The organism is Bradyrhizobium sp. SRS-191, assembly GCF_024586915.1.
Classification (GTDB): Bacteria; Pseudomonadota; Alphaproteobacteria; order Rhizobiales; family Xanthobacteraceae; genus Bradyrhizobium.
Map to the genome: position 1 here is coordinate 1 of NZ_JANBVS010000006.1, position 23,635 is coordinate 23,635.

24 protein-coding genes and 1 other RNA gene are annotated in these 23,635 nt (G+C 65.5%); 11 read left to right on the forward strand and 14 right to left on the reverse strand.

Annotated elements, in window-relative coordinates; genetic code table 11:
• Positions 1-19: 19 nt before the first annotated feature.
• Complete coding sequence (locus NLR35_RS12625; protein ID WP_257166863.1) at positions 20-1,789, reverse strand: acetolactate synthase 3 large subunit; 1,770 nt, start codon at positions 1,787-1,789, stop codon at positions 20-22.
• Positions 1,790-2,311: 522 nt separating this feature from the next.
• Positions 2,312-3,229: a tRNA (adenosine(37)-N6)-dimethylallyltransferase MiaA gene (miaA, locus tag NLR35_RS12630; RefSeq protein ID WP_257166864.1), complete on the reverse strand. Its 918-nt coding sequence runs from the start codon at positions 3,227-3,229 to the stop codon at positions 2,312-2,314.
• A 3-nt stretch (positions 3,230-3,232) separates the two neighbouring features.
• On the opposite strand from miaA, the gene serB reads away from it, so the two are divergent.
• The 4 genes from serB (at position 3,233) to arsH (ending at position 6,406) form a co-directional block, all read left to right on the forward strand.
• The gene (serB, locus tag NLR35_RS12635; RefSeq protein ID WP_257166865.1) at positions 3,233-4,123 is read left to right on the forward strand and encodes a phosphoserine phosphatase SerB; all 891 of its coding nucleotides are present in this window, start codon (positions 3,233-3,235) and stop codon (positions 4,121-4,123) included.
• 503 nt (positions 4,124-4,626) lie between these two features.
• The gene (locus NLR35_RS12640; protein WP_257166866.1) at positions 4,627-4,899 is read left to right on the forward strand and encodes a hypothetical protein; all 273 of its coding nucleotides are present in this window, start codon (positions 4,627-4,629) and stop codon (positions 4,897-4,899) included.
• A gap of 68 nt (positions 4,900-4,967) precedes the next feature.
• Complete coding sequence (locus tag NLR35_RS12645; protein WP_257166867.1) at positions 4,968-5,519, forward strand: N-acetyltransferase; 552 nt, start codon at positions 4,968-4,970, stop codon at positions 5,517-5,519.
• A 185-nt stretch (positions 5,520-5,704) separates the two neighbouring features.
• The gene (arsH, locus tag NLR35_RS12650) at positions 5,705-6,406 is read left to right on the forward strand and encodes an arsenical resistance protein ArsH (RefSeq protein ID WP_257167157.1); all 702 of its coding nucleotides are present in this window, start codon (positions 5,705-5,707) and stop codon (positions 6,404-6,406) included.
• A 437-nt stretch (positions 6,407-6,843) separates the two neighbouring features.
• Here the strand turns inward: arsH and NLR35_RS12655 are convergent, their stop codons facing one another.
• The 12 genes from NLR35_RS12655 to NLR35_RS12710 all read right to left on the reverse strand — a co-directional run bounded on the left by NLR35_RS12655 (position 6,844) and on the right by NLR35_RS12710 (position 17,838).
• Positions 6,844-8,349 (reverse strand): Do family serine endopeptidase, encoded by a 1,506-nt coding sequence (locus NLR35_RS12655; protein ID WP_257166868.1) that lies wholly within the window; start codon positions 8,347-8,349, stop codon positions 6,844-6,846.
• Between the two features lie 239 nt (positions 8,350-8,588).
• Positions 8,589-8,795, reverse strand: coding sequence for a DUF2065 domain-containing protein (locus tag NLR35_RS12660; protein WP_257166869.1), 207 nt, complete (start codon positions 8,793-8,795; stop codon positions 8,589-8,591).
• A gap of 122 nt (positions 8,796-8,917) precedes the next feature.
• The gene (gene hflC, locus NLR35_RS12665; protein WP_257166870.1) at positions 8,918-9,871 is read right to left on the reverse strand and encodes a protease modulator HflC; all 954 of its coding nucleotides are present in this window, start codon (positions 9,869-9,871) and stop codon (positions 8,918-8,920) included.
• On the reverse strand, positions 9,868-10,995 hold the full coding sequence (gene hflK, locus NLR35_RS12670; RefSeq protein ID WP_257166871.1) for an FtsH protease activity modulator HflK: 1,128 nt from the start codon (positions 10,993-10,995) through the stop codon (positions 9,868-9,870). The genes hflC and hflK overlap by 4 nt, the downstream gene beginning before the upstream one ends.
• Before the next feature lie 241 nt (positions 10,996-11,236).
• Positions 11,237-11,749, reverse strand: a complete 513-nt coding sequence (locus tag NLR35_RS12675; RefSeq protein WP_257166872.1) for a dihydrofolate reductase — start codon at positions 11,747-11,749, stop codon at positions 11,237-11,239.
• A complete protein-coding gene (locus NLR35_RS12680) occupies positions 11,746-12,231 on the reverse strand; it encodes a GNAT family N-acetyltransferase (protein ID WP_257166873.1) in 486 nt (161 codons plus the stop codon). Before NLR35_RS12680 ends, NLR35_RS12675 begins: the two co-directional genes overlap by 4 nt.
• A 3-nt stretch (positions 12,232-12,234) precedes the next feature.
• Positions 12,235-13,029: a thymidylate synthase gene (locus NLR35_RS12685; protein ID WP_257166874.1), complete on the reverse strand. Its 795-nt coding sequence runs from the start codon at positions 13,027-13,029 to the stop codon at positions 12,235-12,237.
• Between the two features lie 176 nt (positions 13,030-13,205).
• Positions 13,206-14,198, reverse strand: a complete 993-nt coding sequence (locus NLR35_RS12690) for a tripartite tricarboxylate transporter substrate-binding protein (protein ID WP_257166875.1) — start codon at positions 14,196-14,198, stop codon at positions 13,206-13,208.
• A gap of 115 nt (positions 14,199-14,313) precedes the next feature.
• Positions 14,314-15,828: a tripartite tricarboxylate transporter permease gene (locus NLR35_RS12695; protein ID WP_257166876.1), complete on the reverse strand. Its 1,515-nt coding sequence runs from the start codon at positions 15,826-15,828 to the stop codon at positions 14,314-14,316.
• A 7-nt stretch (positions 15,829-15,835) separates the two neighbouring features.
• On the reverse strand, positions 15,836-16,615 hold the full coding sequence (locus NLR35_RS12700) for a tripartite tricarboxylate transporter TctB family protein (RefSeq protein ID WP_257166877.1): 780 nt from the start codon (positions 16,613-16,615) through the stop codon (positions 15,836-15,838).
• A 96-nt stretch (positions 16,616-16,711) separates the two neighbouring features.
• A complete protein-coding gene (locus NLR35_RS12705) occupies positions 16,712-17,245 on the reverse strand; it encodes a chromate transporter (protein WP_257166878.1) in 534 nt (177 codons plus the stop codon).
• A complete protein-coding gene (locus NLR35_RS12710) occupies positions 17,242-17,838 on the reverse strand; it encodes a chromate transporter (protein ID WP_257166879.1) in 597 nt (198 codons plus the stop codon). The genes NLR35_RS12705 and NLR35_RS12710 overlap by 4 nt, the downstream gene beginning before the upstream one ends.
• 94 nt (positions 17,839-17,932) lie before the next feature.
• Here NLR35_RS12710 and ssrA point away from each other — a divergent pair.
• The 7 genes from ssrA (at position 17,933) to feoB (ending at position 23,628) form a co-directional block, all read left to right on the forward strand.
• Positions 17,933-18,301: a transfer-messenger RNA gene (gene ssrA, locus NLR35_RS12715) on the forward strand.
• A gap of 288 nt (positions 18,302-18,589) precedes the next feature.
• Entirely contained in the window at positions 18,590-19,108 is a 519-nt protein-coding gene (locus NLR35_RS12720; protein ID WP_257166880.1) for an SspB family protein, read from the forward strand.
• A gap of 96 nt (positions 19,109-19,204) precedes the next feature.
• Positions 19,205-20,629, forward strand: coding sequence for a class II fumarate hydratase (gene fumC / locus NLR35_RS12725; protein WP_257166881.1), 1,425 nt, complete (start codon positions 19,205-19,207; stop codon positions 20,627-20,629).
• 238 nt (positions 20,630-20,867) lie between these two features.
• Positions 20,868-21,053 carry a DUF4169 family protein gene (locus NLR35_RS12730; protein ID WP_035648592.1) on the forward strand — a complete coding sequence of 62 codons (186 nt, stop codon included), beginning with the start codon at positions 20,868-20,870 and terminating at the stop codon, positions 21,051-21,053.
• Complete coding sequence (locus tag NLR35_RS12735) at positions 21,053-21,349, forward strand: ribbon-helix-helix domain-containing protein (protein ID WP_006615022.1); 297 nt, start codon at positions 21,053-21,055, stop codon at positions 21,347-21,349. The genes NLR35_RS12730 and NLR35_RS12735 overlap by 1 nt, the downstream gene beginning before the upstream one ends.
• Before the next feature lie 107 nt (positions 21,350-21,456).
• Entirely contained in the window at positions 21,457-21,732 is a 276-nt protein-coding gene (locus tag NLR35_RS12740) for a FeoA domain-containing protein (RefSeq protein ID WP_006615021.1), read from the forward strand.
• 18 nt (positions 21,733-21,750) lie between these two features.
• On the forward strand, positions 21,751-23,628 hold the full coding sequence (feoB, locus tag NLR35_RS12745; RefSeq protein WP_257166882.1) for a ferrous iron transport protein B: 1,878 nt from the start codon (positions 21,751-21,753) through the stop codon (positions 23,626-23,628).
• The last annotated feature ends 7 nt before the right edge of the window (positions 23,629-23,635 follow it).

Genomic DNA, 23,635 nt, shown 5'->3' on the forward strand with positions numbered 1-23,635 from the left:
GCACCATCACCCAATCAACTCACACCAGCGCCTTGCCGCCCGCGAACGCGGCGGCCGGGTCGGACGCCTCGGCCGGCAGGATCATCTCGTTATGCGCCTTGCCCGACGGGATCATCGGGAAGCAGTTTTCCAGCGCCGCGACGCGGCAGTCGAACAGCACCGGCTTCTTGACCGAGATCATCTCCTTGATCGCGCCGTCGAGATCGCCCGGCTTGCTGACCTGCAAGCCGACGCCGCCATAGGCCTCGGCCAGCTTGACGAAGTCCGGCAGCGCCTCCGAGTAGGAATGCGACAGGCGGTTGCCGTGCAGCAGCTGCTGCCACTGCCGCACCATGCCCATGTACTGGTTGTTGAGGATGAAGATCTTGACCGGCAGTTCGTACTGCACGGCCGTCGACATCTCCTGCATCGTCATCTGCACCGAGGCATCGCCGCCGATGTCGATGACGAGACTGTCGGGATGGGCGACCTGGACTCCGATCGCCGCCGGCAGGCCGTAGCCCATGGTGCCGAGACCGCCCGAGGTCATCCAGCGGTGCGGCTCCTCGAAGCCGAAGAACTGCGCCGCCCACATCTGGTGCTGGCCGACCTCGGTCGTGATGTAGGTGTCGCGGCTCCGCGTCAGCTCGAACAGCCGCTGGATCGCATATTGCGGCATGATGACGTCGCGGTTCGGCTTGTAGGCGAGCGAGTTGCGGGCGCGCCAGACGGCGATCTCCTGCCACCACGACTTGATGTCCGGCTTCTTCGCCTCTGCCTTGAACACCTGCAGGATGTCGGCGAGCACGTCGCCGCAATCGCCGATGATCGGCACGTCGACGCGGATGTTCTTGTTGATCGAAGACGGATCGATGTCGATGTGGATCTTCTTCGAGTTCGGCGAGAACGCGTCGGTGCGGCCGGTGATGCGGTCGTCGAAGCGCGCGCCGACGCACAGCATGACGTCGCAATCATGCATCGTCATGTTGGCCTCGTAGGTGCCGTGCATGCCGAGCATGCCCAGCCAATTGGGGCCCGACGCCGGATAGGCGCCCAGGCCCATCAGGGTCGAGGTGATCGGAAAGCCCGTGACCTCGACCAGCTCGCGCAGCAGCCGCGACGCCTCAGGTCCGGAATTGATGACGCCGCCGCCGGAATAGATCACCGGCCGCTTGGCCGAGGCCAGCAGCGCGACGGCCTTGCGGATCTGCATCGCGTCGCCCTTGACGCGCGGCGCGTAGGAGATGTGGACGTCCGACTTGCGCGGCGGATGATAGGTGCCGGTGGCGAACTGCACGTCCTTCGGCACGTCGACGACGACCGGGCCCGGCCGGCCTGACGTGGCGACATAGAACGCCTCGTGCAGCACCTTGGCGAGATCGTTGACGTTGCGGACCAGCCAATTGTGCTTGGTGCAGGGCCGGGTGATGCCGACGGTGTCGCACTCCTGGAAGGCGTCGTTGCCGATCAGATGCGTCGGCACCTGGCCGGTGATGCAGACCAGCGGGATCGAATCCATCATCGCATCCGCCAGCGGCGTCACCATGTTGGTGGCGCCCGGACCCGAGGTCACCAGCACGACACCGGGCTTGCCGGTCGAGCGCGCATAGCCTTCGGCGGCGTGGCCGGCGCCCTGCTCGTGGCGGACCAGGATGTGTTCGACCTCGCTCTGCTGGAAGATCTCGTCATAGATCGGAAGCACCGCGCCGCCGGGATAGCCGAAGAGGTGCTGCACGCCGTGGTCGATGAGCGCGCGCACGATCATCGCGGCGCCGGTCATCTGGTTCGGATCGTGGCTCTTGTCGGTCATGGCAGGCTCCGGATCGCTGGTCTCAGCGGCTGGTCGTTTGGTCGGTCGGTTCGGTCGAATGGCTCAAGTGGCTTGCTTCAGTGTCGGTGGTGGCTTCCGGGCAATAAAAAAGGGCCCTGGAAGGCCCTGCGCACCGCTCGGATTTTGGACGGCCGCTAGCCATCCCCGGCGATGCGCCTGGGTACGACTACGATAAGGAGAATGGCAATAAAATTGCGCATGACGGCGAGCTGGCTTCCCAAAGGTTGCGCGAACATAACCATGGCGACCTTGATGTCAAGGCAAAGCGAGGCCCGTCAGCGCGATTTTGTCAAGGTAGCGCGGATTTTGGGGTTCGGCGAGCGGTAATTTAGCCGTTGCCCCTCCAACCAGGGCAAGACGCCGTGATGGAGAGTACAGGCGCCACCACAAACCGAGGCCGTCATTCCGGGGCGCCCGGAGGGCGAGCCCGGAATCCACACTCACGATCGTGGTTATGGATTCCGGGCCCATCGCTTCGCGATGTCCGGAATGACGATGCGGCTAGAGATTGGCCACCCACGCCCGCGCCGCCTCCGGACTCATCCACTCGAACTCCGGCAGCTGGTGCCGAAACCAGGTGAACTGCCGCTTGGCGTAGTGACGGGTGTCGGCCTTGCCGATGGTGGCCGCCTCCTCCCGCGTGATCTCGCCGCGGATATAGCGGATCAGCGCCGGCACGCCGTGGGCCTTCATCGCCGGGAGCAGCGGATCCAGCCTGCGGGCGGCGAGCCGCTCGACCTCCGCCAGGGCACCCGCCTCCAGCATCACTTCGAACCGCGCATCGATCCGCGCATAAAGCGTCTCCCGCTCCGGCGCGATGAACACCCCCTGGTAGCTCCGCTCCGGCAATAGCGGTGGCGTCGTCTCCGCGTGCCAGTCGGCCAATGGCCGACCAGTCGCCTCGATGACCTCCAGCGCCCTGGCCACGCGCGTACGATCACGCACATTCAGCCGCGCGGCCGCCCCTGGATCGCGCTGCGCCAGCTTGGCATGCAGCGCCTCGACACCATCTCGCTCGAGCCTCTCGCGCACGGCTTCACGCACCTCGTCCGGCACCGGCGGCACGGCCGACAACCCCCGCACCAGCGCCTTGAAGTACAGTCCCGTCCCGCCGATGAAGAGCGGCATCCGCCCGTCGCGCCTGGCATCATCGAGAACCGCTTTGGCATCACGGACATAATGGCCGGCCGAGTAGTTCACGGCGGCATCGACATGGCCGTAGAGCCGATGCGGGACGGCAGCTTCTTCCTCGGCTGTCGGCCGCGCCGTCAGCACCCGGAGATCGCGATAGACCTGCATGGAATCGGTATTGATGACGACCCCGCCCGCTTTTTGCGCAAGTTCCATGGCCAGGGCCGACTTGCCGCTGGCGGTCGGCCCTGCGATAAGCACCGCTTTGTTGTCGCTTAGCGAAGTCACCTGATGTCTCTCGTCGCCACCTTCATCTGCAATCCCGCCGACCCCGCGCTTGATACCACGATCGTGGAGGCCTTCCTGGCCGTGCTGCCACAGCCGGGCACGCCGCGCTGGCTGTTCGACGAGGTCGCCATCGACATCCCGTTCTCGCACGATGGCGAGATCCACAAGCTCGAGGCGCGGCTGCGCGATCTGCGCGGCGACATGCCGATCGACATCGTCGTGCAGCCTGAGGCAGTCAGGCGCAAGAAGCTTTTTCTGGCGGACATGGATAGCACCATGATCGGCCAGGAATGTATCGACGAGCTGGCCGATTTTGCCGGGCTGAAGCCGAAGGTCGCCGCCATCACCGAGCGCGCGATGCGCGGTGAGATCGCCTTCGAGCCGGCGCTGCGCGAACGCGTCGCATTGCTGAAGGACCTGCCGATCAGCGTCGTCGACGAGGTGCTGGCCAAGCGCATCAAGCTGACGCCGGGCGGCCGCCAGCTGGTCATGACGATGCGCGCCAACGGCGCCTATACCTGCCTGATCTCCGGCGGCTTCACCTTGTTCACCAGCGCCATCGCGGCCAAGATCGGCTTCCAGGAGAACCGCGCCAACGAGCTCGTGATCGACGCCGGCAAGCTCACCGGCGAGGTCCGCGAGCCGATCATCGGCCGCGACGCCAAGCTCGCCACCCTGGTCGAGCTGCGCGAGTCGTTCGACCTCGACGAGATCGACACGCTGGCCGTCGGCGACGGCGCCAACGACCTCGGCATGATCGAGGCCGCCGGCCTCGGCGTCGCCTATCACGCCAAGCCCGCCGTCTCCGCCGCCGCATCAGCCCGCATCGACCACGGCGACCTCACTGCTTTGCTCTACGCCCAGGGCTACACCCGCGATCAGTTCGTGGATTGACGGGGCGTAGCGATCGTGACGTAGGGTGGGCAAAGCAGCCGCCCGCAGGGCGCGGTCGCGTGCCCACCGTCCATCCGCGCTCAGAGAGGCGGTGAGCACAGCGCGCGCGTCCACGACAAATAGCGTTACCGCGCCGTTAATCCGAACACCTCTCTGCTTCGTCATTCCGGGGCGCGCAGCGCGATCCCTCTGCGCTTGTCGCAACTGCAAGAACGATTCGCCGCCAGAGGCCGCTCGCTCACCGAAGAGGCAGCTCAGGCTTTTGTTTCAATCTTGCATGCTGCGGCGCAACTCCATTCCAATGTCCATCAAGATCACAAATCAGATCATTCGCATCCCGCATCACATGAGGTAAATCGCCGCCATTTTAACCGCGTCACAAATCCATGAATTGTCAAATCATGCTGCAGCGCATATAACACTCACAACGCTAGGGAGCGTCCAAGGAAACGAAAACGGTTGCACGTGATGCAATCGATCATCGTCACAAAAGGACTCTTCCAATGACCATCAAGCACATCATTCCCGGCTCCTTCGTTGCCCTCGCGCTGCTGACCGGCGCGGCCATGGCCGGCGAGCTGCCGAGCTACGCAGTCGGCGCACTGCCGGCGACCCCGCATCAGCTCACCGTCGTCGGCGCGTCGTCGGCTACCGAGCAGACCGTTGCGATCAATGCCGACAGCTCGGCCTCGCCGCATCAGCTCGCCGTCCTCGCCCAGCATCGCCGCAGTGCCGCGCTCGTCGTCCCGACCACCGTGGGCAGCGCGCGCAACTAAGCAACGCGTCAGATAGACAGCGCGCGTCTCGCAAAGCGAGGCCGCGCTGCCTCTGCGGATCATGGGTGGTGTCGAGCGCCATCAAGATGCCGGATAACATCATCATCCGTGCAGCCACCGATGAAGACGCGCCTGCGATCGCTTCACTCCACGCGGCGAGCTGGCGCGATGCCTATGCCAACATTCTGGCGCCGGAGTTTCTCGCCGGCGCCATCGAGGCCGACCGGCTGAGCGTCTGGACGCAGCGGCTCCGCGAGCCGGCGGCTCATCAGATCGTCATCATCGCCTCCGACCCGACCGGGCCCATGCGCGGCTTCATCTGCTGCTATCGCAATGCCGATCCGGTCTGGGGAAGCCTGGTCGACAATCTTCATGTTTGCCCGGATGGGCGTGGCTCCGGCCTCGGCGAGCGGCTGCTCCGCGATGCGGCGCGCCGGTTGGCGGCAAGCGGTGCGAGCCGCGGCCTGCACCTCTGGGTATTCGAGGCGAACACGGCCGGTCTGCGCTTTTATACGCGGCTCGGCGGCCGCATCGTCGAGACCAGCCGCTCCGAGATTCCAGCTGCCGGCGGCAAGACCATTCTGCGGATGCACTGGCTGGACATCGCACAGCTGGCCTGATCGTCTCGCCTGCGAGAGGCCTGCCCGCGATCGCGCTCCGTTGGGCCGGCGAGCGATCCAGAGTTGACCGCCTTGGTCCCGGCCGCCATGTTGCATCGAGCCGTTCCACGGCGATCGGCCCGGCCTTGTTTGCACAGGAATGGTCGACGGCCGATCACCGCCGAGGTGCCGCGTTGCCCGATGATATGCCGCAGCTGGACGAAGCCTCCTTCCGTCCGATCGACCGCACCAAGCTGCTGGAGCCTTCGCTCTCCTCCCATCCGCCGCGCATCCTGCTGCTCTATGGATCGCTGCGGCAGCGCTCCTTCAGCCGGCTGCTGACCGAAGAGGCGGCGCGCATTCTCACCCGCTTCGGCGCCGAGACGCGCAGTTTCGATCCGCACGGGCTGCCGCTGGTCGACGACGCCTGGCCTGACCATCCCAAGGTCGGAGAGCTGCACGCGCTCGTCACCTGGTGCGAAGGCATGGTGTGGTGCTCGCCGGAGCGCCACGGCGCGATGACCGGGGTGATGAAGACCCAGATCGACTGGATCCCGCTCTCGCTCGGCGCCGTCAGGCCGACGCAGGGCAAGACGCTGGCGGTGATGCAGGTCAGCGGCGGCTCTCAGTCGTTCAACGCGGTGAACCAGCTGCGTGTGCTCGGGCGCTGGATGCGCCTGATCACGATCCCGAACCAGTCCTCGGTACCCAAGGCGTTTGCGGAGTTCGACGACGACGACCGCATGAAGCCGTCAGCCTATTACGACCGCGTCGTCGACGTCATGGAGGAGCTCGTGAAGTTCACGCTGCTGACGCGCGACCGGGCGGACTATCTGGTCGACCGCTATTCCGAGCGCAAGGAGAGCGCCGAGGAGCTCTCGAAGCGGGTCAATCAGACATCGCTGTGAGCGGCAATGCGCGAAGAGCCTAGGCGGCGCTTCTGCTGCGACGCCCAGCTTCGCCTGGGCTGTTTGAGATGTGCATCGGGTGGTCCCCCCAGTGTCATCCCGGACAAGCCGTGACGCGCGTCAGCGCTGCGCGGCGCCGATCCGGGACCCATACTCCGCGGCGCGTGTGATGGGTAAGATGCCAATGACCGGTCTGCCTCAAACCGCTCCCTGGGGTATGGGTCCCGGCTCAACGCCGGGACGACGGCGGAGTGAGTCGATGCGGTCGGGCTGCAAGCGCTGTTGCGTAGGGTGGGCAAAGAGGACGCCCGAAGGGCGGACGCGTGCCCACCGTCAATCCGCGATTGCGGACGGCGATGGTGGGCACGGCGCGCGATAGCTCCGCGCATCAAGCACACAGCGGTGGCGCGCCTTTGCCCGCCCTACCGCATCTCGCTTTACTGCAGACTCAGCGCCACGAACCGCAGCTCGCCGTCGGCATTCGAGACCAGCAACAAGACCGACTTCTTGCCGTCCTTCTTGAGCTGGTCGACGCGCTTCTTGATGTCGGCGCCGGAGGTCACTGCCTCCTGCGCGACCTCGACGATGACGTCGCCGGCCGACAGCCGCTTCTCGGCCGCATCGGAAGACTGATCGACGCCGGTGACGACGACGCCCTTGACGCTATCCTTGATCTTGTAGCGCGTGCGCAGATCTTTCGAGAGCGCGGCGAGATCGAGGCCGAGCGCCTTCTGGGTCACCGGCTTCTCGGCCGGCTCGTCCTTCTTGATCGCCGCCTGCTGGACCTTCTCATTGTCCTCGAGCCGGCCGAGCTTGACCTTGAGCGTCTGCTCCTGGCCCTTGCGGATGACGATGACATCGACCTCCTTGCCGACCGCCGTATCGGCGACGATGCGCGACAGGTCCTTCGGCTCCTTGATGTCGCGGCCGTCGAACTTGACGACGACGTCGCCCGGCTCGATGCCGGCGGGCTTCGCCGGGCCCTTGTCGTCGACGCCGGCAACCAGCGCGCCGCGGGCCGGCTTGATGTTGAGGCTCTCGGCAATCTCGTCGGTGACGCCCTGGATGCGCACGCCGAGCCAGCCGCGGCGCAGCTCGCCGAACTGGCGCAGCTGGTCGACGACGCCGGCGACGGTCTTCGACGGCACGGCGAAGCCGATGCCGATCGAGCCGCCGGAGGGCGAGATGATCAGGGTGTTGACGCCGATGACCTCGCCGTCGAGGTTGAACAGCGGGCCGCCGGAATTGCCGCGGTTGATGGCGGCGTCGGTCTGGATGTAGCTGTCATAGGGCCCCGACGAGATGTCGCGGTTCTTGGCCGAGACGATGCCGGCGGTGACGGTGCCGCCGAGGCTGAACGGGTTGCCGATCGCGACCACCCAGTCGCCGAGCCGCAGCTTGTCGGAATCGCCGAACTTGACGACCGTGAGCTGCCGCGGCGGCTTGAACTTGAGCACCGCGAGGTCGGTCTTCTTGTCGACGCCGACCAGCTCGGCCTTGATCTTGGTGCCGTCGTTCATGATGACGTTGATCTCGTCGGCATCGGCGATGACGTGGTTGTTGGTGACCACGATGCCCGAGTCGTCGACGATGAAGCCGGAGCCGAGCGAGTTGGTGCGGCGCGGCGAGTTGTCGGCGCCGCCCCGTCCGCCCGGACCGCCGCGGCGATTCTTGAAGAAGTCGTCGAAGAACTCCTCGAACGGCGAGCCCGGCGGCACCTGGGGATTGGCGTTGCGGCCCTCGGAGGAACCGCCGCCCTTGGCCTCGACGGTCTGCGAGGTCGAGATGTTGACGACGGCGTCGATCACCTTCTCGGCGACGTCGGCGATGCCCTCGGGTCCGCGCGCCGAGGCCGGCGCCGGCGCCAGCGCCCAGCCCGCGGCGAGCACGGCCGCGGTCAGGATCGGACGCAGGCGATGGCGGAAAGCAAGGGTTGCGGTCATCGGGCGGATCTCCAGAAAAAGCGGCAAATTCAACGGTTACAGTGCGCCGGAACCGGGCGAGGACGCAAGCGCGCTGGCGCAGGACGCCCAATCATCATTGAAGGCGACCTAATACGGCAAAATGGCGCAGCCAGCGCCTCACAAAGGCGTTTGGCCGGCGGCAAACGGCAATCACCGCGACCGACCGCGGTTCCTGTCATGCCGTTGTCAGGGAGGGGCGCCGGGGGACTGAGGCCGGTTCAGATCGGGCGGCGGATGACCCAGATGAGGACCAGACCAGCCACCGCCGAGGCGATCCCTACGGCGCGCAGCACGTGGTCGGGCGTGGCCATGGCGGTCTTCATCGCCCGGCGCATCCAGTCCGGACTGGCCGCGAACATCAGGCCTTCGAGCACGAACAGGATACCTAATCCGATGAGGAAATCGGAAAACGCAATGGACCTCATCGGACCCGGACCTCCCGTTCGACCTTCTTGATATCAGACGGGGCGAAGCAACGGCTTCGCCCCGTCCATGTCAACTCTTATTCGCCGGGATCAACCGGGCCAGCAGCCTCAGGGCTTGGGCGTCAAGGCTTGGGCGCCTGCGCCGCAGCCGCCGTGGCGTTGGCTGCTGCCGTACTGGCGGTCGACGACGGCGTCTCCGCACCGACCTTCCCCGAGGGGTTGGCGAAGTAGCGGAAGAACTCCGAATCGGGCCGCAGCAGGAAGCGGGTCTCGCCGGACTTCAGGCCGTTCTCATACGCCGTCATCGAGCGGTAGAAGGCGAAGAAGTCGCGGTCCTTGCCATAGGCCTCGGCGAACAGCCGGTTGCGCTCGGCATCGCCGGCACCGCGGGTCTGCTCCGCCGTCGAGTTGGCCTCGGCGACGATCACGGTGGCTTCGCGGTCAGCCTTGGACCTGATCTCCTGCGCCTTCTGGCCGCCGAGCGCCCGGAACTCCTCCGCCTCGCGTTGCCGCTCGGTCATCATGCGCTTGTAGACAGCCTGGCTGTTGGCCTCCGGCAGGTCGGCGCGGCGGATACGGACGTCCACCACCTGGATGCCGTAGGCGTCGGCTTCCTTGTCGAGCTGATCGCGGATCTTGCGCATCAGCGCCTCGCGCTCGTCGCGGACGACTTGCGTGAAGGTGACCTCGCCCAGCACGCGGCGGAGAGCCGCGTTCAGCAATGTGCCAAGCTGGACGTTGGCGGTCTGGATCGAGCCGACGCTCTGGTAGAACTGCAGCGCGTTCTTGATCTTGTAGCGCGCGAAGGCGTCGACCACGAGCCGCTTCTGGTCGAACGCGATCACTTCCTGCGAGGGATTCTCGAGGTCGAGGATGCGCTTGTCGATCGAGATCACGTTGTCGATGAACGGTGCCTTGAAGTTCAGGCCCGGCTGGGTGACGACGTCGACCGGCTTACCGAACCGCACCACCAGCGCCTGCTCGGTCTGGCTTACGGTGAACAGCGAGCTGTAGCCGACGACGACGATGACGAGCACGGCGACGAGAGCGACGATACCTGCGACGGGGGACCTCATCGGACGCCTCCCTGCGCAGCGGCCGGCGCCTGGCGGCGCGGCGCGAGATCGCCGAGCGGCAGCAGCGGCACGGGACCGCCGGAGGCGCCACTGTCGAGCACGAGCTTCTCGGAGCCACCGAGCACGCGCTCCATGGTCTCGAGATAGATGCGTTCGCGGGTCACGTCGGGCGCTTTCTTGTACTCGTCATAGACCTTCAGGAAGCGGGCGCTCTGGCCCTTGGCCTCGGCGATCGCCTGCTCCTTGTAGCCTTCGGCGACCTGCAGGATCTGCGCGGCGCGGCCGCGTGCATCCGGCACGATCTTGTTGGCGTAGGTCTGGGCTTCGTTCTGCAGACGCTCGAGGTCGGCGCGCGCCGCCTGGACGTCGCGGAAGGCCTCGATCACCTGCGAGGGCGGATCGACCTTCTGCATCTGCACCTGCGTGATCTGGATGCCGGAGCCGTAATTATCGAGCGTCTTCTGCATCAGCTCCTGCACGTTCTGCTCGATCACGGTGCGGGCGCCGGTCAGGATCGGCTGGATGTTCGAACGGCCGATCACCTCGCGCATCGCGCTCTCGGCCACCGCCTTCACGGTGCCCTCGGGGTTCTGGATGTTGAACAGGAAGTCGGCCGCGCCCTTCGGCTTGATGCGCCAGAGAACGGTGACGTCGACGTCGACGATGTTCTCGTCGCCGGTCAGCATCAGGCTCTCCTCCGGCACGTCGCGACCGCCGCGGCTGCGCCGGCCGGGATCGTCATTGGCGGTGATGCCGATGGAGATCGAGTTGACGCGCAGCGCCTTGGGCAGCAGCACGGTCTCGATCGGGTAAGGCAAATGGTAGCGCAGGCCGGGCTGCTCATCGCGAACATACTTGCCGAAGCGCAAGACGACGCCGAGCTCCTCGGACTGCACGCGGTAGATGCCGGAGGCGAGCCAGATGATGATCGCGCCGAGCACGACCAGGAGAACGCCCGCGGTACCGAAGCCGCCGCCCGGCACGAATTGCTGCAGCCGGTCCTGACCGCGCCGCAGAAGATCTTCAAGGTCGGGCGGCCTTGGACCGACCGGTTGCGGTCCCGAGCCCCAGGGCCCCTTCGGACCCGGGCCCCACGGGCCTCCGCCCTGATTCTTCCACGCCATCGATCGATCTCCTCCGAGAGGCTGAGTGTGCACCAACGCCGGCCCCGACGGTGGCCGGGTTATAAGGGACGGCCCCGCCCCTTACAACGTAGCGCTCCAGCTAAGCCCGAACCGGGTTTTGTCAATGTAAACAGGGCCGGAAGCGCCCGTTTGCCGCGGCCCCGAAACCGCCACACCGCCAGACAAGGCGAGGTCATCATTAACGGATGGTCTTGAAGGGCAGCCTCGCCTGCTCCCGACATCAGCGCTTGCGTCGGTAGGTCACATAGGAGAAATCGGCTTGATCGTCCGGGCCGGAGGCATGACGCTCGCGCGCCACCTCCTCCCATTGGATCGGGTCGATCGCCGGAAACAGGGTATCCCCCGGTGGAAGCGCATGAACCTCGGTGATCTCCAGGCGGTCGGCGAGCGGCAGGGTCGCGGCATAGATTTCGGCGCCGCCAATGATGGCGATTTCCGCGGCTGAACGCCGCAGCGCATCCCCGCGCGCGATGCTGAGAGCCTCGTCGACCCCGTGGGTCACGATCGCGCCGGGCGCGCGGAAGGCGGTATCGCGGGTGATCACGATGTTGGTCCGGCCGGGCAGCGGACGGCGCGGGAACGACGTGAAGGTCTTGCGCCCCATCACGATCGGCCGTCCCATCGTCATCGCCTTGAAGCGCTGCATGTCGCTCTTCTGCCGCCACGGGATCGCGCCATCAGCGCCGATGACGCGGTTCTCGGCCATGGCGACGACGAACACGATCTCGATCACGGCGCCTTCTCCGCAAGCTGCGCCAGCGCAGGGCCCGTGACCTTGCACAGCGTCCAGTCGTCCATCAGCTCGGCGCCGAGCGATTTGTAGAAGGTGATCGACGGCGCATTCCAGTCGAGCACCGACCATTGCAGCCGCGCGTAGTCGCGCTCGACGCAGGTTTTCGCGAGATGGCCGAGCAGCGCCTGCCCGATGCCGTTGCGGCGGAACACCGGCCGCACGAACAGGTCCTCGAGATAGACGCCGGGCTTGCCCGCGAAGGTCGAGAAGTTGACGAACCAGACCGCGAAGCCCGCCACGGCACCGTTCCATTCCGCGAGATCGCAGAACAGCGTCGGGTGCTCGCAGAACAGCGCCCCGGCAATGTCGGCCTCGGTCGCCACGACCTCGTGCGCTAGCTTCTCGTAGTCGGCAAGCTCGCTGATCAGCGCCAGCACGGTGCCGATGTCATCAGGCCTGGCAGGACGGATCGACAGAGGCATGCGTCAGACCGCGACCTCGGCCTTGATGTGCGGATGCGGGTCGTAGCCGGCGAGCGCAAAATCCTCGTAGCGGAAGGCGAAGATGTCCTTCACGTCGGGATTGAGCGTCATGGTCGGCAGCGGCCGGGGCTCGCGGGTCAGTTGCAGGCGGGCCTGCTCGATATGGTTGGAGTAGAGATGCACGTCGCCGAACGAGTGCACGAAGTCGCCGAGCTTCAGGCCGGTGACCTGCGCGACCATCATCGTCAACAGCGCATAGGAGGCGATGTTGAAGGGCACGCCCAGGAAGACGTCCGCCGAGCGCTGATAAAGCTGGCACGACAGCTTGCCGTTCGCCACGTAGAACTGGAACAGGCAGTGGCATGGCGGCAGCGCCATTTTCTCCACGTCGGCCGGATTCCACGCGGTCACGATCAGCCGGCGCGAATCCGGATTGCGCTTGATCACGTCGATGACATTGCTGATCTGGTCGATGTGGCCGCCGTCCGGCGTCGGCCAGGAGCGCCACTGGTAGCCATAGACCGGACCGAGATCGCCATGGGCGTCGGCCCACTCGTCCCAGATGGTGACGCCGTGGTCGTGCAGATATTTGATGTTGGTGTCGCCTTTCAGGAACCACAGCAGCTCATGCACGATCGCTTTCAGCGGCAGCCGCTTGGTGGTGACCATCGGGAAGCCGGCGGCGAGATTGAAGCGCATCTGGTGGCCGAACACGGAATACGTGCCGGTGCCGGTACGGTCGTGCTTCTCCGCGCCGTCGGACAGGATGCGTTCGAGCAGGTCGTGATACTGATGCATGGTTCGTGCCGGCGGCCTTTCGCAGAAGGCGGCGAATTTAACGGCGGGGGTCGCCGAGCCCTAGCCTCGACTCGGGCCATCAGCCGATTATACCCTGAAAAATGTCGGTGGCCGCGCCACAAATGACAAGGGGCGGAACCCTGCGGCCCCGCGCCCTGCTCTGTCATCCGCCCAGGCTAGCTTGCCGGCTTCAGCACCGCGCTCCATTTGGCGACCTCGCCCTTCACCAGCGCCGCCAGCGCCTCCGGCGTCCGGTCCGCCGGCGCCGGGATGACGCTGCCGAGCTCGAGCAGGCGCTTGCGGACGCCCTCGTCGTCGAGCGCCTTGGCCGCCGCGGCATTGAGCTTGGCCAGGATCGGGGCCGGCGTGCCCTTGGGCGCGAAGATCGCGTTCCAGGCCTGCGCCTGGAACTTCGGCAAGCCCGCCTCGGTCGTGGTCGGGACGTTGGGCAGCGCCGGATTGCGTTCGGGCGTCGCGATCGCATAGGCCTTGATGGTGCCGGCGTTGATCTGCGGCACGGCGTTGACGATCTGGTCGCACATGTAGTCGACTTGGCCGGCGACCAGCGCATTCATCGCAGGTCCCGTGCCGTTGAAGGGCACGCCGACGGGCTTGACGTCGAGGATGGAGTTCAGGAGTTCGCACGAGACATGCGAGACGGAGCCGACGCCGGCATGAGCGGCGTTGACCTTCTCGCTATTGGCCTTGATGTAGTCGACGAACTCCTTCGTATCCTTCGGCGCGAAATCCTTGCGCGCCAGGATCAGGATCGGCGTGCCCGCGAGCAGCGCGACCGGTTCGAAATCCCGCTCCGGGTGATAGGCGAGTTTGGGATAGAGCGGCACCGCGGCGGCATGGGTGCCCATGTGCCCGGTGATCAGCGTGTAGCCGTCATTGGCGGCGCGCGCCGCGCGCGCGGTGGCGGTGGTCCCGCCGGCGCCGACGACGTTCTCGATGATGATACTTTGTCCCAGCGTCTGAGCCATGTGCGCGGTGACGATGCGCGCGATGACGTCGGTCGGACCACCGGCCGCGAACGGGACGATCATCGTGATGCTGCGTGTCGGATAGTTCTGCGCTGCGGCGGGTGTCGTCGACACACCGAGCCCAACGATGCCGGCGACCGCCGCCAGCCAACCGATCGAACGTGCACGACTGCACCAGCTCATCGAATTCATCCTCCCTCGGGGCCCGCTCCGATGCAGGCCTTTTCGCTGTGATAGCTACATCACAGCGCCTTGTCCGAGGTCGATTCGACTTCCGCCTGCGGCGCGCCGACGCAGGTCAGCCCTCGCTCTCGACGAACACCTCGTCGCGCTTGCGGCGCAGCGTCGGCAAGACCGCAAGCACGAGGAGTCCCGCGGCGATCGCCAGCAGCACGGCGGACAGCGGCCGGGTCAGGAACACCGACCAGTCGCCGCGCGAGATCAGCAGCGCCCGGCGCAGGTTCTCTTCCATCAGCGGACCCAGCACCATGCCGAGCAGCAATGGCGCCGGCTCGAAATCGTGCTTGATCAGCCAATAGCCGACGAGGCCGAACGCGCCGGCCAGGACCACGTCGACAGGCGCATTGTTGACCGAGTAGATGCCGATCGCGCAGAAGATCACGATCGATGGGAACATCAGCCTGTAGGGCACGCGGAGCAGCCGCACCCAGATGCCGACCAGCGGCAGGTTGATGATGATCAGCATGAGATTGCCGATCCACATCGAGGCGATCATTCCCCAGACCAGGTCAGGCTGCTTCTGCATCACCTGCGGGCCCGGCACGATGCCGTGAATGGTCATCGCGCCGACCATCAGCGCCATGACCGCATTCGGCGGGATGCCGAGCGTCAGCAGCGGAATGAAGGAGGTCTGCGCCGCCGCGTTGTTGGCGCTCTCCGGCGCCGCGACGCCCTCGATCGCGCCGCGGCCGAACCGCGACGGATCCTTGGCGAGCTTCTTCTCGAGCGTATAGGCCGCGAACGAGGCGATGACGGCGCCGCCGCCCGGCAGGATGCCGAGGATCGAGCCGAGCACCGTGCCGCGCAGGATCGCCGGCGTGGAATCCTTCAGATCCTTGCGCGTCGGCATCAGGCCCGTGATCTTCTTCTGCACGAGATCGCGGTCCATCTCCGCGCCGGCATCGAGGTTGCGAATGATCTCGGCGAAGCCGAACACGCCCATCGCGACGGTGGCGAAGCCGAGGCCGTCGGCGAGCTCGGGGATGTTGAAGGCCATGCGCGACACGCCGGTCTCGATGTCCGAGCCGACCATCGACATCAACAGGCCGAGCACGATCATGGCGATCGCCTTCAGCACCGAGCCTTTCGCCAGCACGACCGCGAAGATCAGGCCGAGCACCATCAGCGAGAAATATTCGGCCGGGCCGAACGCCAGCGCCAGCTTGGTCAGCGGCGCGCCGAGGATCGCGATCAGCACCGTGGCGACGCAGCCGGCGAAGAACGAGCCGATGGCGGCGATCGCCAGCGCCGGGCCGGCACGGCCCTGCTTGGCCATCTGGAAACCGTCGAGTGCGGTGACGACGGATGTCGCCTCGCCGGGAATATTGACCAGGATCGAGGTGGTCGAGCCGCCATACTGGGCGCCGTAATAGATGCCGGCCAGCATGATCAGGGCGCCGACCGGTTGCAGGCCGAAGGTGATCGGCAGCAGCATCGCCACCGTGGCGATGGTGCCGATGCCCGGCAGGACGCCAACCAGTGTGCCGACCAGCGCGCCGATCAGGCACATCAGAAGATTGATCGGCGACAGCGCGACGCCGAAGCCGTGAGCGAGATTTGCAAACAGATCCATCACGCCCTCACTGCAGAAGGAAACGCGGCCACAGCGGCATGGCAAGCCCGAGCACGTACGGGAACAGCAATGCGCAGCCGGCGGTCAGGCAGACACCGACGATCACAGCCTCGCGCCAGCGCGTTTCCGGACTGCCGATCGCGGCGATGAGGAAGCTCGCAAGCCCGGTGATCAGAAGTCCGAGCGGGCGGATGGAGACGGCGAAGGTCAAGATCGCCAGGGATACGAACAGAGGTCCGCGCCAGTGATAGGTCGCGAGCTGCGCCCCTGAGTTGACGACGCCGATCACGGCGATGGCGGCTCCGAGCCCGAGCAGGAGAAGACCGAACATCCGTGGTGCGGTTCCGGCCCCGAACGAGAAGCCGCGCATGCCCTGCAGATCGCTGGACGCCCATAGCGCGAATAGCGCGATCGCCATCAGCACGACGCCGCCGAAATAATCCTGCGGGCCGCGCGGGCGCACCATGAAGGTGAACACCGCGACGGCGATCAGAGGATAGGTGTAGATGAGCGCCAGCAGGACGTCGGAGGAGAGCGAGGCCTTGCTGCCTGCGGCATATTGCTGCGCCAGGCTCGGGAGCGCGGTCGACAAGGCCGACGCATGTGCCCCTATGACCTGAAGCGGGCCGCGTCCGGATAGTGGACCGACAAGGCCGGCCAAGGCGATCAGCAATTCGATGAGTTGCGGCGCGAAGGCAAGAACCAGAATGATCGATGCGCCCGTCACGCTGCGCGCAGCGGGCTCGCGTGCCACGCCGCCCGACAATTGGCCCGTGGTTTCGGCCATGCCCTCGCCCTCCCCGATCGGCCTTGATGGCCGGTACTGTTTTCGTTCGGCGATCCGAAGCAATCGGCCCCGCTTCTGTTTTGCTAGCGACTTTCCCTAGAGAAGGCCAGCGAAACCAAGGCAGCCGCCCGCGGCCAACAGCCAGAGCGGATTGAGGCGCGTCGTCGATGCAATGACGGCAGCGACGACCGTCAGCGCGAACGCCCGCCAGGTCTGATCGGAGGCCAGACCGAGAATCCATGTGCTCGCAGCCATCAAGCCGATCGACAGCGGCACCAAGGCCGCTTGCACGAGAGCAGGCCAGCGCGCGCCTCGCGCGTTCGAGAGCCAGCGGCTGACGACGTAAGAGAGAACGGCCGTCGGACCGCACATCGCGAGGGTCGCAACCGCCGCGCCCGCAACGCCTGCGACAGAATAGCCGATCAGGGTCACGATCAGGACATTCGGGCCCGGCGACAATTGGGAGAGCGCGAAGACATCTGCGAACTGCTTGTCGGTCATCCAGTGCCGGACCTCGACCGCGACACGATGCAGTTCGGGAATGGCGGCGACGGCGCCGCCGACAGCAAACAGCGAGATCAGCGCGAAGGTCCAGAACAGCTGCGCGAGCGGATTGTCGTCCCCGCTCATCGCGCCCACCGTATCCTGGCATAGGTGATGGCGAGGCTGAGCGGCACGGCCACCAGCAGCACCTCCTGCAGCGGCAGCCGCGCCAGCCCGATCGCGACGAAGACGGCGGCCATGACGAGAAGGCCCACGATGTCGCTCTTCTTCAGCAGCGGCGTCAGCATCCGGAACACCACCGACGCCAGCAGCCCGACAGCCACGCAGGACACGCCCGCAAGCCCTTGCCGCAGCGCCTCGGCCTGTCCGAAGTGCCCGTAGATGGCTCCGAGCGTCGTGATCAACAGCATCGGCGGTACGAGCAGGCCGGCGAAGGCCGCAAGGCCGCCCGTGATCCCGCGCAAGCGGGCGCCGAACACCATCGCGAGATTGACGATGTTGGGTCCGGGCAGGAAATGGCAGAGCGCGAAGGTCTCGTTGAACTCCTCCGCCGTCATCCAGCGGTGCTCGTCGACGATCGCCCGCCGCGCAAACACCAACACGCCGCCGAAGCCTGACAGCGACATTTTCGCAAATGCGAAGAAGAGCGTGCGAAGGCTGGGTGGAATCTTGGCGATGTCGGCTGCAGACGGGGCCGCCGGCGCAATCTCGGAGGACATGCGGCACTCTAGGAGGACGGAATCGCGCCTGCCAAGGGCGGACCGACGGTTCCCCACACCGGCCCACATTTTTGTCGCGCCCCGTGGCGTTTGAGCCCTGTGCATCCGCCGGCGGGCGGCCTATATAGGAGGTGCCGGCTTGCCGGCTATGGAAATAAATCGCCGTCGAAATAAACCATTCGGACCCGGGGGCGGTACCCGGCGCCTCCACCAAAGCCCGTCCTGGACCACCATCCGAGAGACGGGTTTTGGCGGGGGCGAAATAGGATCGACGAGGGCGTAAAGGGCGAGCTTTTTCCCGGTATTGTTCCGCCGTTATCGGGCTACTGCAATAGTTGCCAACGACAACTTTGCTCCGGTTGCTCAGGCTGCGTAACGCAGTTTGAAAGACCACCTTAAAGTCCTAACGGGTTAAGCTCCGTTAGGCGGGGTTCGGAGGCACCTGGCAACAGAAGCCTCCACTTTACCTTTGCCCTCTTTCTTTGCTCATGTTCCCTGCTCGTGAGCGCAAACGGCTCAGACCGGCCGTTTCCCCCAACTTTGTGATATCCCCCTTCCCGTTCATTCCTCCATTGACCCGACTTCCGTCGGCTTCTACCCGTTCCCATATGTTGCCGCGGGCCGGCTTCGCTGCTGACCTCCGCGACAAGGCGGGGTACGATGGGCCGGATACGAGTCGGGAATGCTGCTGCCGTCACGGCGCGGCGATCCGACGCGGGCGGAGCGCGGCCCACACGAACCAGGACCGATCATGGCGACCGATCATATTCGATACGATGTGCTGGCGCGCGACGCGCTGCGCGGGGTTTTGCGCCGGGTGTTGACCGACGCTGCCGCCCACGGCCTCCCCGGTGAGCATCATTTCTTCATCACCTTCATCTCCAAGGCCGACGGCGTGAAGCTGTCGCCGCGGCTGCTGGCGCAGTATCCCGAGGAGATGACGATCATCCTGCAACACCAGTTCTGGGATCTGGTGGTGACGGAGGACCGGTTCGAGGTCGGCCTGTCGTTCGGGGGCGTCCCGGAGCGGCTGGTGGTCCCCTTCCACGCCATCAAGAGCTTCTTCGATCCTTCGGTCCAGTTCGGACTGCAGTTCGAGCCGTCGGAAGCGATCGCGGAAACGCCGGCGAGCCCGAAGCTTCCCGCCCCGGCGGTCGTTGCTCCGCTGCCGGCACCGGCGGCCGAGTCGAGCGACGACAAGCCTGAGCCTCCGGCCGGCCCGAGCGAAGGCGCCGAAGTCGTCCGCCTCGACCGCTTCCGCAAGAAATAGTGCGCATTCGCCGCGCCCGGAACGGCTGGCGAAGCCATAGATTGAGCATGCTTGAACCGGTCAAAACCGGTTCGCGACCAATTGTGGGCATGCTTCATGACAAAATCAGCCAGTTCATCATCATCAGCGCCGACGCGCACCGAGACAGACAGCTTCGGTCCGATCGAGGTCGCAGCTGACCGCTATTGGGGCGCGCAGACCGAGCGCAGCCGGCAGAATTTCCGCATCGGCCATGACCGCATGCCGCTGGGCCTGGTGCACGCGCTCGCGCTGGTGAAGCTGGCCGCGGCACGCACCAACCGCGAGCTGGGACTGCTCGAGCCTGTGATGGCTGACGCCATCATCCAGGCCGCCCAGGAGATCATCGAGGGCAAGCTCGACGACCATTTTCCGCTCGTCGTCTGGCAGACCGGCTCCGGCACGCAGACCAACATGAACCTCAACGAGGTGATCGCCAATCGCGCCAGCGAGCTGATGGGCGGTGCGCGCGGGACCAAGAAGCCCGTCCACCCGAACGATCACGTCAACATGAGCCAGTCGTCCAACGACTCGTTCCCCACGGCGATGCATATCGCCGCAGCGCGGGGAATTTCCGGCCATCTCGTACCGGCTTTGTCGGAGCTGCTGGCGGCGTTGCGCGCCAAGCAGGAGGCGTTCAAGGACATCGTCAAGATCGGCCGCACCCACACCCAGGACGCAACCCCGCTCACGCTCGGCCAGGAGTTCTCCGGCTATGCCGCGCAGGTCGAGAGCGCCATCACGAGGATCGAGACGGCCGCGCGCGACCTGTTGCCGCTGGCGCAAGGGGGCACCGCTGTCGGCACCGGCCTCAATGCCGATCCGAAATTCGCAGCCCTGTTCGCGAGGCATGTGGCCGACATCACGGGCCTTGCCTTCACCAGCGCTGCGAACAAGTTCGAGGCTCTGGCGTCGAACGACGCCTATGTCTATGCGCACGGCGCGATCAATGCGGCCGCGACCGGCCTGTTCAAGATCGCCAACGACATCCGCCTGCTGGGATCGGGCCCGCGCTCGGGGCTCGGCGAACTCATCCTGCCCGAAAACGAGCCGGGCTCCTCGATCATGCCCGGCAAGGTAAATCCGACTCAGTGCGAAGCCCTGACTATGGTATGCTGCCAAGTGTTTGGGAATCACACCGCAATTACTCTGGCCGGCAGCCAGGGCCATTTCGAATTGAACGTCTATAAACCATTACTCACACATTGCATGATACAGTCCATACAATTACTAGGCGACGCCGCCCGTTCATTCAGCGAACATTGCGTGGTCGGCATTGAGGCCGACGAGACGCGGATTCGCGAACTGATGGAGCGTTCTCTGATGCTGGTCACGGCACTTGCGCCGAAGATCGGCTACGACAACGCGGCAAAAGTGGCGAAGACAGCGCATCAGCGCGGCACCACGCTGAAACAGGAAGCTGTACGGCTCGGCTTCGTCTCTGACGACGAGTTCGACATGCTCGTGAAGCCCGAGAACATGACGCGCCCCGGGCGAGCGTGACGGTAGTCCCGTAGTACTACGGGGGGTGATGCAATTCTCGCTGTTAACCCCTAAAGGTTAGTCTCGACTACAAGTTCTGCTGCGTTTGGTGAGTACGACACCAGCTCGCAACGACGCGAACGGCTATCGAACTATCAGGGAGCAACGACGTGATTGTCTGGAGAACGCCTAGGTTCATCTGCGCGACGCGCACGTTCTCTCACTACGATGTTCGATGCCTTAGATGATTGGAGCAAGCATGGGGGACGTCATCAATTTGAAGCGTTTCAGAAAGCGCGTAGAGCGCGATCAGGCAGCAAAGGTCGCCGAAAGCAACCGCGCTCGCTTTGGCAGGACGAAGTCCGAACGCGCAACTGACGCACAACGCGACAAGCGCGCGAACGAATTACTCGATCAACATCGTATCAATGGCGAGGACGCGTGATGAAGTCGCCCGTCGTAAAACGTTCAATCGTGGTCGCAGGTCACAAGACCAGCGTCAGTCTCGAAGAAGCCTTCTGGAATGGCATGAAGGAGATTTCGGGTCTCCGGAACATGACCCTGTCGGAGCTGGTCGGCGAGATCGACAACAATCGCCAGCAGGGCAACCTGTCGTCGGCGATCCGTCTGTTCGTGCTCGATCATTTCAAGAGCCGTGCCGCGGCATCCTCGGCCTCTTCGGGGATCGAGCCCAAGGCGGCGGTGGACAGCCGGCACGCGGCCTCCGCTGCGGCTCCTTGAGGCAGATCAGAGGGCGGCCGGCCCGGTCTGTTTAAAATCGCTCTAAGATGCCGCGGCATTGCACATGCCGCGCTTGACCTCTTGGCACGCGATTGAAAATACAGGCTATGAGCGAAATCTGCGAGACACGGCCGCCTCTGCCGCTTGGTCTGGCCCGGCGGGGCTATACCGGAACCATTCAGCATCTTGCGGCTGGGGGCACGACGTCGTCCCTGCCGGATGTCGAGCTGGAGAGCCGGCTCATCGAACTGGGCTTCGTCGAGGGCGCCCGGGTCGAGATTCTGCATGAAGGCATCGTCGGGCGCGACCCGATCGCCGTCCGTGTCGACAACATCACCGTCGCGGTCCGCCGGCGCGAGGCCATGGCCGTCATCGTGGCATAGGCCGCGGAAAGCGTCGTCATGGAAAGCCCTCTGCTGCATCTGGCCCTGGTGGGGACACCCAACAGTGGCAAGACCTCCCTGTTCAACGCGCTGACGGGAAGCCGCCAGAAGGTCGCGAACTATCCTGGCGTCACTGTCGAGCGCAAAGAGGGCGCGTTCGTGACGCCGCAAGGGCGTCAGGTCTCGCTGGTCGACCTGCCCGGCACCTACTCGCTTCGCGGCCGCAGCCCGGACGAGGAAATCACCCGGGATTTCGTGCTGGGACGCGCCACCGGCGAGGTTCTGCCCGACCTGGTGTTGTGCGTCGCCGACTCCACCAACCTTCGGTTGACAATCCGTCTTCTTCTCGAGCTCAAGAGCACCGGCCGGCCGCTGGCGCTGGTGCTCAACATGTTCGACATCGCCAAACGGCGCGGCGTGACGGTGGACGTCGCCGCCCTGTCGCAGGCGTTGGGCGTGCCGGTCGTGACCTCGATCGCGGTCCGCAAAGGCGGCACCGATGATTTGCTGCAGCTGACCGACCAGCTGTTGTCACAGGCAGATGCGGCCGCGGGCGATCGCGCCAACACCTGGCGTCCGCTCACCGTGCCGGAGCTGCGCGCCACCCAGCGCGAGGCCGACCGCATCATCGCGGCGACCGTCAGCCTGCCCGAGCGTCCGGACACCTGGACCGCCCGCATCGACGCGGTCGCGCTGCATCCGGTCGGCGGCCTGTTCATCCTGCTCGCGATCCTGTTCGTGATGTTCCAGGCGGTGTTCGCATGGGCCCAGCCTTTGATGCAGCTGCTGTCGGCGGCGTTCGACGCGCTTGGCGGACTCGTGCATGATCAGCTGCCTGAGGGTCTGCTGCAGAGCTTCCTGCAGAACGGCGTGATCTCCGGCGTCGGCAGCGTGATCGTCTTCCTGCCGCAGATCATCATCATCTTCCTGTTCATCCTGCTCCTGGAAGATTTCGGCTATATGGCGCGCGCGGCGTTCCTGATGGACCGCATCATGGGCGGCGCCGGGCTGCATGGCCGCGCCTTCATCCCGCTGCTCTCCAGCTTCGCCTGCGCCATCCCCGGCATCATGGCGACGCGCGTGATCGACAACCGCCGTGACCGTCTGACGACCATCCTGATCGCGCCGCTGATGACCTGCTCGGCGCGGATCCCGGTCTATACGCTGATCATCTCGGCCTTCATCCCGCCGACCAAGGTGTGGGGCCTCGTCAACCTCCAGGGCCTCGTGATGTTCGGGCTCTATGCCGCGGGCATCGTCAGCGCGCTGCTGGTGTCGTTCCTGGTCAAGTTCTTCCTGATGCGCGACTACCAGCCGGCGCCGTTCATGCTCGAGCTGCCCGACTACAAGATGCCGCGGCTGCGCGGCATCGCGATCGGCGTCTACACCCGCGCCAAGATGTTCCTGCAGCGCGCCGGCACCACGATCTTCGCGATGATGGTGCTGATCTGGTTCCTGGCCTCGTTCCCGCAGCCGCCGGAAGGCGCGACGGAGCCGGCGATCAATTACAGCCTGGCGGCGATGATCGGCCAGGCGATCGCGCCGCTGCTGACGCCGGTCGGCTTCAACTGGCAGATCGCGGTGGCGCTGGTGCCCGGCATGGCCGCCCGCGAGGTCGCCGTCGCTGCGCTCGGCACGGTCTATGCGATCGAAGGTGGCAAGGAAGCCGCCGAGCAGATCGGCCAGGTGCTGGCGAGCAAATGGAGCCTCGCCACCGCGCTGGCGCTGCTCGCCTGGTACATCTTCGCCCCGCAATGCGCCTCGACGCTGGCGGTCATCCGCCGCGAAACCGGCAGCTGGCGCTGGATGGCCGTGACGTTCGTCTACATGTTCGCGCTCGCCTACGCCGCGGCGTTCGCCACCTATCATATCGCCGTGGCGATGGGCGCGGGCTGAGATTTCC

What these genes read in the sequence shown, in the direction of transcription:
- NLR35_RS12625 (WP_257166863.1), bottom strand. Translation starts at nt 1,789, where the DNA reads ATGACCGACAAGAGCCACGATCCGAACCAGATGACCGGCGCCGCGATG.
- serB (WP_257166865.1), top strand. Translation starts at nt 3,233, where the DNA reads ATGTCTCTCGTCGCCACCTTCATCTGCAATCCCGCCGACCCCGCGCTT.
- NLR35_RS12640 (WP_257166866.1), top strand. Translation starts at nt 4,627, where the DNA reads ATGACCATCAAGCACATCATTCCCGGCTCCTTCGTTGCCCTCGCGCTG.
- arsH (WP_257167157.1), top strand. Translation starts at nt 5,705, where the DNA reads ATGCCGCAGCTGGACGAAGCCTCCTTCCGTCCGATCGACCGCACCAAG.
- NLR35_RS12655 (WP_257166868.1), bottom strand. Translation starts at nt 8,349, where the DNA reads ATGACCGCAACCCTTGCTTTCCGCCATCGCCTGCGTCCGATCCTGACC.
- NLR35_RS12660 (WP_257166869.1), bottom strand. Translation starts at nt 8,795, where the DNA reads ATGAGGTCCATTGCGTTTTCCGATTTCCTCATCGGATTAGGTATCCTG.
- hflC (WP_257166870.1), bottom strand. Translation starts at nt 9,871, where the DNA reads ATGAGGTCCCCCGTCGCAGGTATCGTCGCTCTCGTCGCCGTGCTCGTC.
- hflK (WP_257166871.1), bottom strand. Translation starts at nt 10,995, where the DNA reads ATGGCGTGGAAGAATCAGGGCGGAGGCCCGTGGGGCCCGGGTCCGAAG.
- NLR35_RS12680 (WP_257166873.1), bottom strand. Translation starts at nt 12,231, where the DNA reads ATGCCTCTGTCGATCCGTCCTGCCAGGCCTGATGACATCGGCACCGTG.
- NLR35_RS12685 (WP_257166874.1), bottom strand. Translation starts at nt 13,029, where the DNA reads ATGCATCAGTATCACGACCTGCTCGAACGCATCCTGTCCGACGGCGCG.
- NLR35_RS12690 (WP_257166875.1), bottom strand. Translation starts at nt 14,198, where the DNA reads ATGAGCTGGTGCAGTCGTGCACGTTCGATCGGTTGGCTGGCGGCGGTC.
- NLR35_RS12695 (WP_257166876.1), bottom strand. Translation starts at nt 15,828, where the DNA reads ATGGATCTGTTTGCAAATCTCGCTCACGGCTTCGGCGTCGCGCTGTCG.
- NLR35_RS12700 (WP_257166877.1), bottom strand. Translation starts at nt 16,615, where the DNA reads ATGGCCGAAACCACGGGCCAATTGTCGGGCGGCGTGGCACGCGAGCCC.
- NLR35_RS12705 (WP_257166878.1), bottom strand. Translation starts at nt 17,245, where the DNA reads ATGAGCGGGGACGACAATCCGCTCGCGCAGCTGTTCTGGACCTTCGCG.
- NLR35_RS12710 (WP_257166879.1), bottom strand. Translation starts at nt 17,838, where the DNA reads ATGTCCTCCGAGATTGCGCCGGCGGCCCCGTCTGCAGCCGACATCGCC.
- NLR35_RS12720 (WP_257166880.1), top strand. Translation starts at nt 18,590, where the DNA reads ATGGCGACCGATCATATTCGATACGATGTGCTGGCGCGCGACGCGCTG.
- fumC (WP_257166881.1), top strand. Translation starts at nt 19,205, where the DNA reads ATGACAAAATCAGCCAGTTCATCATCATCAGCGCCGACGCGCACCGAG.
- NLR35_RS12730 (WP_035648592.1), top strand. Translation starts at nt 20,868, where the DNA reads ATGGGGGACGTCATCAATTTGAAGCGTTTCAGAAAGCGCGTAGAGCGC.
- NLR35_RS12735 (WP_006615022.1), top strand. Translation starts at nt 21,053, where the DNA reads ATGAAGTCGCCCGTCGTAAAACGTTCAATCGTGGTCGCAGGTCACAAG.
- NLR35_RS12740 (WP_006615021.1), top strand. Translation starts at nt 21,457, where the DNA reads ATGAGCGAAATCTGCGAGACACGGCCGCCTCTGCCGCTTGGTCTGGCC.
- feoB (WP_257166882.1), top strand. Translation starts at nt 21,751, where the DNA reads ATGGAAAGCCCTCTGCTGCATCTGGCCCTGGTGGGGACACCCAACAGT.